Raw genomic sequence first — 11,354 nt, forward strand, 5'->3', positions numbered from 1 at the left:
TCGGTGTAGCGGGGCGCTCGCGGGGAATCTCATGGAATGTCTTGGGCATCGGGAGATCGTTGTGCAGAGAAAAAGAGGCGGCATTTTACCTGATCATTGCGAACACAAGGGGGGAGGGCGTGCTGGACGTTACAAGGATGGCTCTATTCCGCGCTGTGGGGTGTCGGCATGCGGGCCAGACCTGTTGAAGGCATAGTCCTTGGCCCGCTTAAGATCCGGTAGGTAGGCTTGTCGCGAGCGATGTCGGCGCCCCGGTGTTTGATGCCATATTGATACGCCCGGGCCGGCTCCTATCTCAGCTCGTCAGGGGCTGTAGACGCGCCCTTTCCAACGTGAACGCACGCCACGCCAATAGCGAATGGCCGAGCTCCATGTCATGCCAAGATAAAATGCTGCGCTGAGCGGTAGCAGCAGGGCCCAGAGCGGCGACATGTGGTAATAACGCAATATTGGTAGATAGCTCAGCGTCATGGCTGCCCAGGCAATCAGCGCCCACGGCCAGGCAAGCGGCAGGCTCAGCAAGGCGAATGGTCCGCCATAGGCGACGCCAAAAATCATCGTCACGGCCAATAGTAGCCAGGTGGAATAGCCGAGCTGAGTGAACGCCGAGCGTGCCACCATGTCGTGGATGGAAGCCAGGCTACCGTAAGGACGCAGGCTCACTACGCTACGGCTCAAGCCCAGCCAGGTGCGGTAGCCGGCATTTTTGACCTGTCGTGCCAGGGTGCAATCGTCGATCAAGGCGTCGCGCAGGCTGGCGAAGGCGCCGATGCGCTGCAGTACCTCGGTATCCACCAGCACACAGCCGCCTGCTGCCGCAGCAACATACCGATGGTGTGAGTTGGAGAGCGCGAACGGGTATAGCAATTTGAAGTAATAGACGAACGTGGGCAGCAGTAAGCGATCCCAAAAGCTGGTACGACGCAGGTCCGCCATCAGCGAGACAAAGTGTCGTTCTTCTCGGCGTTTGAATGCCAGCAATGCCGACAGCAGGCCAGGATGCAACTGGATGTCGGCATCGAGCAAAAGAATCATTGGCGTATCTACATGCGATTTTCCCTGTTCCAGCGCCCACAGCTTGCCAGCCCAGCCTTCCGGCAAGGGTTGGCCGCTTACGACACGGGTATTGGGATAAGCGGCAGCAATGCTCGCCGTGGCGTCGTTGGATTGATCGTCTACCACCACGACTTGTAATCCGTTTCCTTGCGTCTGTAGGGCCGCCAGGGTAGTGCCGATCGTCTCGGCTTCGTTACGTGCTGGAATCAGTACGGTGATTTCACTGAGATCAGTCGCCAGCGCGGCCTGCGGATCGGTCTCAAGCCGCTCGCGGGTACTCCATGGTCGCCATGGGAGCAGCAGCAGTCCTACCCAGATCACGGCTGGGAGAATGACGACTGCCCAGCCGTGTGCGAATGCAGCGGGCATTAGCGGCCAGCCTCCGCACTCGTATCCATACCAGGATGCTGAATGGTGCTGACCGGGATACGCACGGTGCTGGCATCGACATGGTCGCCGTACTGCACTGGCAGATCTGGCGCCATCGTGCCATCTGTGCGCGGTCCAAACATGGCCACACGCATGGCCTTTAATGGATTCGCAAAGGTGTCGTTGACGGCGCTGCCTTCGAAGCCGCAGTGGGCCATGCAGTTATCGCACTTGGGGTTGATGCCAACGCCATAGTTTTCCCATTGCGTCTCTTCCACCAACGCCTTGTAAGTTGGCGCGTAACCCTCGTCAACCAGCAGGTAGCAAGGTTTCTGCCAGCCAAAAATGCTATAGGTTGGGTTGGACCATGGTGTGCACTGGTAGCGCTGGTTGCCGGCGAGGAAGTCCAGGAACATTGACGACTGATTGAATACCCATTTGCTCTTGCGCTCCTTGCCACGCTTGAATATTTCGCGAAACAGTTCCTTGCTCTCTGTGCGACCGAGGAATACGTCCTGACGCGGAGCGTGCTGGTAGCTGTAGCCTGGGGAAACGGTGATGCCCTCGATGCCCAGGGACATGGCGTAATCAAAGAAGTCAGCGATTTCGTCTGGTGGCTCTTTGTTGAACAAGGTGCAGTTGATCGTCACTCGATAGCCGCGTGAAAGCGCCAGCTTGATCGCAGCGACGGCCTTGTCGAACACGCCCTCCATACATACCGATTCATCGTGACGCTTCTGCAGGCCATCCAGGTGGATCGACCAAGTGAAGTAAGGCGAGGGTGTGTATTCGTCAATATGTTTGGCCAGCAGAATGGCGTTGGTACATAGGTAGACGAATTTCTCGCGTGCGATGATGCCTTGCACGATCTGCGGCATGTCCTTGTGAATCAGCGGTTCGCCGCCAGGAATGGAGACTACTGGCGCGTCGCACTCGTCAACAGCACGCAAGGCGTCTTCGACACTCATGCGCTTTCGCAAGATGTCCTTGGGGTGGTCGATCTTGCCGCAGCCTACACAGGCCAAATTGCACTGGAACAGCGGTTCCAGCATCATCGCCAATGGATAGCGGTGATTGCCACTCAGTTTCTTGCCGAGGATATAGCGCGCAATTTTGGTTTGCTGAATAAGGGGAATACCCAATGGATTCTCCGTGATATCGGTCTGCCATGTACAAACGGGTACGCATGCGTACGGCCAAGCGACGTCAATCTGTCGCAAACGGTCGCTGGGCACCACGCACCTACTTCGGCTGGCAGTATAACCTATCCGTTCGGCTCTGGCCGTTGCTGCGCATGGGGTGTGCCGAGCAGGTCAGTGTTCTTCAGGAGCGCGGCGCGAACACCTCGGTATGCTCCCGGCGTAGGCGTTCCCATTCGATTTTGAACCAGGGTGTGAAGTTTTGCGGCTGTTCCGCCATTTCCGCATCCAGTGCTTGTGGAGAAATGTAGCGTAACGCCGAGACCTCATTGAGGTTGAGGGTAGGTTCCTCGGTACTGTGCCCGGCATAGACCCAGCACAGCTCGTGTTCGGCGCCTTCGCCATCGAATTGTGCCTGGTATTCAAACTTGAATAGGAATTGCAGAGCGCACTGCATGCCCAGTTCTTCACCGAGGCGTCGCTCGATGGCCTCATCCAGTTTCTCGCCACGGCGCGGGTGGCTGCAGCAGGTATTGGACCAGAAGCCCGGCCACAGGCGCTTGCCGGCCGCACGCTGTTGTAACAGCAGCTCACCCTGAGGGTTGAACACAAACAGCGAAAAGGCCCGGTGCAGCAAGCCCTGTCCCAGGTGCGCAGATGCCTTGTCAAGAAAGCCGATCTCCTGATCGTATTTATCGACTAGCACCAGCGGTTCGTCATTAAAGGAAACCACGTCCCTTGAGTGCCGCCATTGTTGGTGACGATACTCCAGTTCCTGATTAGCCAAGATCAACCTCCTCATCAGATCCACTTTCAGCATCATAGCGTAGAACTTTCATGGCGCAGAACTTCTGTGGCGTAGTGCTGTCTTACAAAGCTTTGTCGCGAAGATCGCAGCAAGATGGCGCTACCGGGCTTTTTTGAGAGGGGCCGGACTGCTACCATTAAACGATTGCTTTCATTCAAGCGCTCTCATGCCGACCCACTACTTCGTCAGCACCTTTGCATCCTGCTTGGGCACCGGACTGGTTGCCGTTGCCACTGGCTATGCCGTCGCCGCCTTGGGAGCCGTGCTCAAAAGTATCCACGGCCCGGCCCAGTTGCCTGGTGCCGGTGATCGGGTGCTGCCGCCAGTCAGTGTGCTCAAGCCCCTGCACGGTGCCGAACCACGGCTGTACGAGAACCTGCGCGGTTTCTGCCAGCAGGCCCACCCGAACTACCAATTGATATTCGGCGTGCGCGAACCGCAGGATCCCGCTATTGCTGTGGTGCACAGGCTGCGTGCGGAATTTCCGCAGTTGGCCATCGACCTGGTCGTCGATCCACACGTGCATGGTGCCAATCTGAAGGTCAGCAATCTGCTGAACATGCTGCCGTTGGCCCGCCACGACTGGCTGGTATTGGCCGACAGCGATATCAGCGTGCCGGCGGATTACCTGTCGCGAGTGACTGCACCATTGGCAGACCCTGGCGTGGGTATCGTCACCTGTCTTTATTATGGCGTGCCGCAGGCTGGATTCTGGTCGCGCCTGGGTTGCCTGTTCATCGACGACTGGTTCGCACCTTCGGTTCGTCTGTCGCATACTTTCGGTTCTACCCGCTTTGCTTTCGGTTCGACCATTACGCTGCGCCGCGAGACATTGCAGTCTATTGGCGGCTTCGAAATTCTGCGTGATACCCTGGCTGACGATTTCTGGCTGGGTGAATTGACCCGGCAGGCCGGGCTGCGCACGGTGTTGTCAGATCTGGTGGTTGGTACTGAAGTAAGCGAAACCCGCCTGACCGAATTATGGGCACATGAACTGCGCTGGTTACGTACGATCCGCGCGATTGCGCCAGGCGGTTTTGCGATGAGTTTCGTCTGTTTTACCTGGCCGGTGTCTTTATGTGGTCTGGCGCTGGCTCCTTCGATGCTGAATGTCTGGCTGGCCGTGGTGGCGGGCAGTGCACGCATTGCGCAGTTTTTTCTCAGTCGCGGTGCCAGGCGTCCGGCGATACCCTGGTATGAGGTCCTGCTGACCCCGTTTCGTGACCTGTTACTCGTGCTGGAATGGGCTGTAGCCCTGACCAGCTGGCGGGTGAAGTGGCGGGGTCAGGTTCTGCATGCGCGTAAAGACGGGCCGATACGTTATCCTTGACCGCCCGTTGCCGTAGTGTGTTGGCAGGTGGTTGGCAAATCTCGGCCTGGTGGCCGTTGGAGCTAGGAATTTCTATGAAGACGCTTTTTCTGCAGGCTCCGTCCTTCGACGGTTTCGACGGCGGTGCCGGTTCGCGTTACCAGGCCAAGCGCGAGATCAAAAGCTTCTGGTATCCGACCTGGCTGGCCCAGCCGGCTGCCTTGGTGCCCGATTCGCGTGTGCTGGATGCTCCGGTGGAAGAACTCTCCGTGGAGGAATCACTAAAGATCGCTGCCAGCTATGAGCTGGTAATCATCCATACCAGCACGCCTTCTTTCCCTACCGACGCCAAGTTTGCCGAACTGCTGAAGGAGCGCCGTCCCGATATCCTGATCGGTATGGTTGGGGCCAAAGTTGCGGTCGATCCAGCTGACTCGCTGACCGCCTCGAAGGCGATCGACTTTGTTGCACGTGAGGAATTCGACTACACCTGCAAGGAAGTCGCCGAGGGCCGCCCGCTCAAGGACGTCGCCGGCCTCAGCTACAAGCTCGCCGACGGTAGCGTGCAACACAACCCGCCGCGAGCGATGATTGAGAACATGGACGAGTTGCCCTTCGTGGCACCGGTCTACAAGCGCGATCTGAAGATCGACCGCTACTTCATCGGCTACCTCAAGCACCCTTATGTGTCCATCTACACCGGCCGCGGTTGCCGCTCCAAGTGTACCTTCTGTCTGTGGCCGCAGACCGTTGGCGGCCATAGCTACCGCGTGCGTTCGGCCGCGAACGTGATCGCCGAGGCGAAGTGGATCAAGGAGAACATGCCCGAGGTGAAGGAACTGATGTTCGACGACGACACCTTCACCGACAGCTCCAACCTGGAGCGTGTGCACGAGATCGCCCGTGGCCTGCACGCTCTGGGTTGGACCTGGAGTTGCAACGCCAAGGCCAACGTGCCCTACGAGTCGCTGAAGATCATGAAGGAAAATGGCCTGCGCCTGCTGTTGGTGGGCTACGAGTCCGGCGACGATCAGATCCTGCACAACATCAAGAAGGGCCTGCGTACCGATATCGCACGCAAGTTCACCGAGAACTGCCGCAAGCTGGGCATCCAGATACATGGCACCTTTATCCTCGGTCTACCGGGCGAGACCAAGGAAACCATCGCCAGGACCATCGAGTTCGCCAAGGAGATCAACCCGCACACCGTCCAGGTGTCGCTGGCCGCACCCTATCCTGGCACTCGGATGTACCAGCAGGCCGTGGATAATGGCTGGCTGGAGCCTAATCAAGAGATCAACCTGGTCAACGACAAAGGCGTGCAGCTGGCACTGATCAGCTACCCGCACTTGTCCAAGGAAGATATCTTCCATGGCATCGAGACCTTCTATCGAAGTTTCTACTTCCGCCCCTCGAAGATCTGGGAGATCGTCAAGGAAATGCTGGGAAGCTGGGAAATGATGAAGCGTCGCCTGCGTGAGGGCGTGGAGTTTTTCCGTTTCCTGCGCGCGCACGAGGCTTGAGCTCGGTGTTGGATGAACGCCTGTCGGCTGCATCGCGACCACGCCTGATCGTGACCGCAGACGACTATGGCCTGCACGAGGCCGTCAACGAGGCCGTCGAGCGTGGTTACCGCGAGGGCGTACTGCGAGCGGCCAGCCTGATGGTGGCGGCTCCCGCAGCCGCCGATGCCGTTACCCGCGCTCGGCGTCTGCCTGGGCTCGCTGTCGGCCTGCACTTGGTACTGGCCGATGGTAAAGCCATGCTGCCGCCTGCGCGCATCCCTGATCTAGTGAATGCTGAAGGTTGTTTCAACAACGCCATGGTGCGCAATGGCTTCCGTTTCTTTTTCCTGCCTCGTGTACGGCGCCAACTGGCGGCTGAGATTCGTGCCCAGTTCGAGGCTTTCGCTGCTACTGGCCTAGTGCTGGATCACGTCAATGCGCACAAGCACTTTCATCTGCACCCGACCATCTTGTCGCTGCTGCTCTCCATCGGCCGGGACTTTGGCCTGCGTGCGGTACGGCTGCCTGTTGAACCGGGTATGGGGCCGTGGCTGCGTCCCTGGCTGGCGCTGATGCGCCAGCGCCTGGAGCGGGCCGGGATTGCCTATAACGACCATGTCTTCGGTCTCCGGCATAGCGGCGGCATGAACGAGGGCGTGCTGCTGGAGATGCTGCAACGGTTGCCGGACGGCCTTTCGGAATTGTACCTGCACCCGGCCGTCTACGATGGGCTGACAGCGAGCATGACTGACTACCGCCATGCCGATGAACTGGCTGCCCTGCTGTCACCACGCGTGCGCACTGCCATTGCCGAGCGCTATCAGTTATGCCATGGCTTTTGTGACCCGATGGCCGCAGCCGTATGAAGTGGCTCACTTATATCGCCGGTCTGCTCGGGTTGGCCGCTGTCATTGCCATGGTAGTGCACCAGGATGGGGCTGCTATCGCCGGTGCCTTCAATCATGCTGGTTGGGCTCTGCTATGGTTATTGCCCTTCCATGTCTTGCCGTTGCTGCTGGATGTGGTGGGCTGGCGCATATTACTGGCACCGCGCGACCCGCAGCGGCGCGCAGGCCTGCTTGTTCTATTCTGGATTGCGGCCGTCCGTGAAGCCTGTAACCGATTGCTGCCGGTGGCTAACATTGGCGGTGAGATCGTCGGCATCCGAATGGCTAAATGGTATGGCATTGATGGTGCGGCAGTTACCGCCAGCATTGTCATCGAAGTTCTGCTGACCCTGATCAACCAGTATCTCTTCACTGCGCTGGGCATTGTGCTGCTGATCGCACTGACTCAGCAGATCGGTACTTTAGACTCGGTGTTGTGGGCGCTGGTCGCCAGTCTACCGTTACCGGTTGGTTTATTCATGCTGTTGCGCCATGGGCAGATGTTCTCACGCCTGGAAGCAGTAGCCGAGAAGCTCCTGGGAGGGCGTACGCGGCTGACTGAGCTGATCAATGGCAAGAATCTGGATCAGGATATCCGCACGCTGTGCGCCAGCCCGCTGCGACTGGTCGGTGCCGGTGCCTGGCAATTTGCCGGTTTTCTGGTGGGTAGCTTCGAGACCTGGCTGGCCCTGGAGATGCTGGGGTATCCCGTCAGCATCTGGGATGCCATCGCCATTGAGGCGGTGACCCAGGCCCTGCGCCACATCGTCTTCATCGTACCGGCCGGTCTCGGTGTGCAGGAAGGAGGAATGATCCTGTTTGGCAGCATGATCGGCGTGCCGCCCGACGCCAGCCTCGTGCTGTCACTGGCCAAGCGCCTGCGTGAAGTGGGATTTGGCGTACCGGCCTTGCTTTCCTGGCAGTGGGCCGAAATGCGTCGGTTACGCGCTGGCTGGCAGAACAACAGCATATCCAAACTGTGCGACACGACACGCACAAGCGTTGAAAACGAGTGACAAAAGGAGATTTTCACATGTCGAGCGATGTTTCCACGACCGCTGCCGATCACGCCATGCGCCATTGGCTGAGCGAAGAGCCAGGCCAGATCGAGATTGGCTCCGAGGCGCACAAGCGGCTATTCTGCCGCATGCTGCTGGATACCCATAATCCATACAAGCCTGCGGTGATCGTCTGGCCAGAGTTGGATCCCGCAGCCCTGCAACGCATTACTTCGCTGCCGATCTGGGACATCGCCGTACAGACTGAAGGGCGCGCGCAACTGCGGGTAGCAGCCTATACCGACAGGGTGAACGACCCCTTGCTGCGTGAAGCGATGACTATGGATGGCGGTGAGGAAGCACGTCACAAGGTGGTACTTAGCAAACTGGTCGAGTTCTACGGCATTCCCTTGGCACCGGAACCGGCTTACCACATCCCCAAGGATCCCGAATGGGGCTGGTTGGTCACCGGCTACAGCGAGTGCATCGACAGTTTCTTCGGCTTCGGCTTGTTCGAGTCGGCCAAGCGGACCGGCTATTTCCCGGAGGAGCTGGTGGAAACCTTCGAGCCGGTGATGCAGGAGGAAACCCGGCATATCCTGTTCTTCGCCAACTGGATCGCCTGGTATCGCCGTCAGTTGCCTTGGTGGAGGCGGGCGGCTTTCGAATTGAAGGTCGTACGGGTGTGGGCCTACCTGATCTGGGAGCGCATCGGTATTGCCCGAGGCCTGGATGGCAACGGCGAAATGCAGGATGCCAATTTCGCCCTCACCGGCACCAAGCAAATCGGTCTGGACCTCAAGCTATCCGAGCTGCTGGATCTCTGCCTGGTCGAGGACGAGCGCCGGGCGGCAGGCTACGACAAGCGCCTGCTGCGCCCGACCTTCATGCCGCGCCTGGCGCGTCTGGTACGCCGTTTCATGCGCTGAGGGTCTATTGGTGCTGTCTGAACCACGTCACCGCATCTTCCAGCGCCCTGCGGACCGGGCCAGGCGCGTAGCCGAGCTCGCGTTCGGCCTTGGCACTGGAGAAGAACATGCGTTTTTTGGACATGCGTACTTCCTCAACTGTCGCAATCGGCTGGGTTCCGGTCAGGCGCGCCCAGCTTTCCGCCAAATGGGCCACGGGCATGACCACGGCATGCGGCAAGCGCCATCGGGGTGGTGCGCGTCCGGCAATGTCGGCGATCTCGACCAGCAACTCGCGCAGGCTGAGATTCTGACCACCCAGGATATAGCGCTCGCCCACCACACCATGCTGGAACGCCAGCCAGTGTCCCTCGGCCACATCGTCCACGTGCACGACGTTGAGGCCGGTATCCACATAGGCCGGCAGGCGCCCGGCGATGGCGTCGCGCACGATCCGGCCGGTGGGGGTGGGTTTGATATCGCGCGGTCCGATCGGGGTCGAAGGGTTGACGATCACTACCGGCAGCCCCTCGGCGGCGAACGTCCTGACCAGTTCTTCGGCAAGAAACTTGGAGCGCTTGTAGTGTCCGATCATGTCGCTCAGGCCCACTGCCGTGTTCTCGTCACCAGGGTGGCCATCTCCAGGAATGCCGAGGGTAGCGACACTGCTGGTATAGACGATACGCGGCACGCCAACCTGCCTGGCCGCTTCGAGTATGGCGCGTGTGCCCTCGACGTTAGCCTGGTAAAGCTGCTCGGGCACTGGTGCCCACAGCCTGTAATCGGCCGCCACATGGAACAGGGCATCGCAGTCGTCACAAGCGCGCTGCAGCGAAGCCGCTTGGGTAAGGTCGCCCTCGACGATTTGCACATCCAGGCCTTGCAAGTTGCGGCGATCAGAGGTTGCCCGTACCAGCACGCGAACCTGGCGGCCGTCGCGCAAGAGGCGGCGCACCACAGCCGAGCCGACAAAGCCGGTGGCTCCGGTCACCAGTATCTTCACGGCATCACCATCAGTAAAATAGTCCTTAACTCAAGTGCCGGTGGGCACAGGTCCAGATCGGTGGTTATGGCACGATTAGGGCGTTTGCCGCCAGTCCTTGCCGAAGGATAAAGAATGCTGATATTCCCGAGCAGTGCATTTTTTTAGTATGTACTAAATTTTTCTATATAACTACATTATCTAATTTAGATAAAGAGGAAGGCTAAGGCATACCCATGTTCGAACCTCAACTAGCTCCTGTGGCCTCAGAAAGTGGTGCCGATGCTTACCAAAACGCCATCCTTCCAAAAGTATCCAGAACCTTCGCACTGACTATCCCCCAGTTGCCGCCGCCACTACGCCGTGCGGTAACCAATGCTTATCTGCTGTGTCGAGCGGCCGATACCATTGAGGATGAGCCAGTGTTTTCTGCCGAGGAGAAGCGTCATTACGAGATCGCTTTCATTGATGCGGTGACCGGACGTATTGACCCGCAGTGCTTCGCGGCCGAACTCGCCCCCCTGCTTTCCCAGAAGACCTCGGAAGCTGAGCGTGATCTGCTCAGTCATCTGCCGCTGGTATTGCAGGTCACCCAGGACTTGAAGCCGGAGCAGCGCGAGGCGATCGTTAACTGCCTGAAGGTGATGTCTCACGGCATGCATGATTTTCAGCGCAACGTCGGCCTGCAAGGACTGGACACGCTGCGTGACATGGATTGCTACTGCTACTGCGTGGCTGGTGTGGTAGGCGAAATGCTGACCGAGTTGCTTATCGATTTCGATCCGGCCTTGGCCAGCCAACGCGAAACGCTGATGCGTCTGGCCGTTTCCTTCGGCCAGGGGCTACAGATGACGAATATCCTCAAGGACCAGTGGGAAGATTACAGTCGTGGCGTTTGCTGGTTGCCACGGGATGTATTTGCCCGGCATGGCGCGCGCTTGGGGGAACTGCAAGCCGGCCAGCAGGACGCGAACTACGCCAGTGCATTAACCGAACTCATCGGTGTGGCACATGCTCACCTGCGCCGCGCGCTGGAGTACACGCTGATTATTCCGGCCAAGCACGCGGGCTTTCGCCGCTTCTGTCTGTGGAGCATCGGCCTGGCCGTGCTGACGCTACGCAAGTTGCAGAAAAATCTCGACTTCTCCGCTGGCGACCAAGTAAAGATATCGCGCAGGGCGGTAGCCTATACTGTCGCGTTCACCCGGCTGAGCGGAAAGAACAACACCGGCTTGCGCTGGCTGTTTGCGGCAGCCGCACGCAAGCTTCCGCTGACACCGCTGTCCGCGGAATGGAGCGCTTCTGCACATGCGCACCTTATTTGGCCCAAGAGCGCCATCCCATACTTCGCCGAAACGGCCTAGTGCAACTCTATTGACACAAGCGATGTGCT

10 protein-coding genes are annotated in these 11,354 nt (G+C 58.9%); 6 read left to right on the forward strand and 4 right to left on the reverse strand.

Annotated features, from left to right (window positions below; all coding sequences use genetic code 11):
- Positions 1-303: 303 nt before the first annotated feature.
- The 3 genes from FHR87_RS15170 to idi form a co-directional block, all read right to left on the reverse strand.
- Positions 304-1,425 carry a glycosyltransferase gene (locus tag FHR87_RS15170; protein WP_183167562.1) on the reverse strand — a complete coding sequence of 374 codons (1,122 nt, stop codon included), beginning with the start codon at positions 1,423-1,425 and terminating at the stop codon, positions 304-306.
- Complete coding sequence (hpnH, locus tag FHR87_RS15175) at positions 1,425-2,567, reverse strand: adenosyl-hopene transferase HpnH (protein WP_183167563.1); 1,143 nt, start codon at positions 2,565-2,567, stop codon at positions 1,425-1,427. Before hpnH ends, FHR87_RS15170 begins: the two co-directional genes overlap by 1 nt.
- Positions 2,568-2,748: 181 nt before the next feature.
- Positions 2,749-3,351 (reverse strand): isopentenyl-diphosphate Delta-isomerase, encoded by a 603-nt coding sequence (idi, locus tag FHR87_RS15180; protein WP_246336055.1) that lies wholly within the window; start codon positions 3,349-3,351, stop codon positions 2,749-2,751.
- Between the two features lie 187 nt (positions 3,352-3,538).
- Between idi and hpnI the strand changes: the two genes are divergently transcribed.
- The 5 genes from hpnI to FHR87_RS15205 all read left to right on the forward strand — a co-directional run bounded on the left by hpnI (position 3,539) and on the right by FHR87_RS15205 (position 9,000).
- The gene (hpnI, locus tag FHR87_RS15185) at positions 3,539-4,702 is read left to right on the forward strand and encodes a bacteriohopanetetrol glucosamine biosynthesis glycosyltransferase HpnI (RefSeq protein ID WP_183167565.1); all 1,164 of its coding nucleotides are present in this window, start codon (positions 3,539-3,541) and stop codon (positions 4,700-4,702) included.
- A gap of 74 nt (positions 4,703-4,776) precedes the next feature.
- Entirely contained in the window at positions 4,777-6,204 is a 1,428-nt protein-coding gene (hpnJ, locus tag FHR87_RS15190; protein WP_183167566.1) for a hopanoid biosynthesis associated radical SAM protein HpnJ, read from the forward strand.
- A 5-nt stretch (positions 6,205-6,209) separates the two neighbouring features.
- The gene (hpnK, locus tag FHR87_RS15195; RefSeq protein ID WP_338021259.1) at positions 6,210-7,052 is read left to right on the forward strand and encodes a hopanoid biosynthesis-associated protein HpnK; all 843 of its coding nucleotides are present in this window, start codon (positions 6,210-6,212) and stop codon (positions 7,050-7,052) included.
- Positions 7,049-8,089: a lysylphosphatidylglycerol synthase domain-containing protein gene (locus FHR87_RS15200; protein WP_183167567.1), complete on the forward strand. Its 1,041-nt coding sequence runs from the start codon at positions 7,049-7,051 to the stop codon at positions 8,087-8,089. Before hpnK ends, FHR87_RS15200 begins: the two co-directional genes overlap by 4 nt.
- A 17-nt stretch (positions 8,090-8,106) precedes the next feature.
- A complete protein-coding gene (locus tag FHR87_RS15205) occupies positions 8,107-9,000 on the forward strand; it encodes a ferritin-like domain-containing protein (protein ID WP_183167568.1) in 894 nt (297 codons plus the stop codon).
- Positions 9,001-9,004: 4 nt separating this feature from the next.
- Here FHR87_RS15205 and hpnA read toward each other — a convergent pair whose 3' ends face one another.
- Positions 9,005-9,982 (reverse strand): hopanoid-associated sugar epimerase, encoded by a 978-nt coding sequence (hpnA, locus tag FHR87_RS15210; RefSeq protein WP_183167569.1) that lies wholly within the window; start codon positions 9,980-9,982, stop codon positions 9,005-9,007.
- 215 nt (positions 9,983-10,197) lie between these two features.
- Between hpnA and FHR87_RS15215 the strand changes: the two genes are divergently transcribed.
- A complete protein-coding gene (locus tag FHR87_RS15215) occupies positions 10,198-11,325 on the forward strand; it encodes a phytoene/squalene synthase family protein (protein WP_183167570.1) in 1,128 nt (375 codons plus the stop codon).
- Positions 11,326-11,354 lie beyond the last annotated feature (29 nt).

It is taken from the genome of Azomonas macrocytogenes (assembly GCF_014191985.1).
GTDB classification, from domain to species: domain Bacteria; phylum Pseudomonadota; class Gammaproteobacteria; order Pseudomonadales; family Pseudomonadaceae; genus Azomonas; species Azomonas macrocytogenes.

Excerpts from the sequence above, each read along its gene's own strand:
- FHR87_RS15170 (WP_183167562.1), bottom strand. The coding sequence starts at position 1,425 with ATGCCCGCTGCATTCGCACACGGCTGGGCAGTCGTCATTCTCCCAGCC.
- hpnI (WP_183167565.1), top strand. The coding sequence starts at position 3,539 with ATGCCGACCCACTACTTCGTCAGCACCTTTGCATCCTGCTTGGGCACC.
- hpnJ (WP_183167566.1), top strand. The coding sequence starts at position 4,777 with ATGAAGACGCTTTTTCTGCAGGCTCCGTCCTTCGACGGTTTCGACGGC.
- FHR87_RS15200 (WP_183167567.1), top strand. The coding sequence starts at position 7,049 with ATGAAGTGGCTCACTTATATCGCCGGTCTGCTCGGGTTGGCCGCTGTC.
- FHR87_RS15205 (WP_183167568.1), top strand. The coding sequence starts at position 8,107 with ATGTCGAGCGATGTTTCCACGACCGCTGCCGATCACGCCATGCGCCAT.
- FHR87_RS15215 (WP_183167570.1), top strand. The coding sequence starts at position 10,198 with ATGTTCGAACCTCAACTAGCTCCTGTGGCCTCAGAAAGTGGTGCCGAT.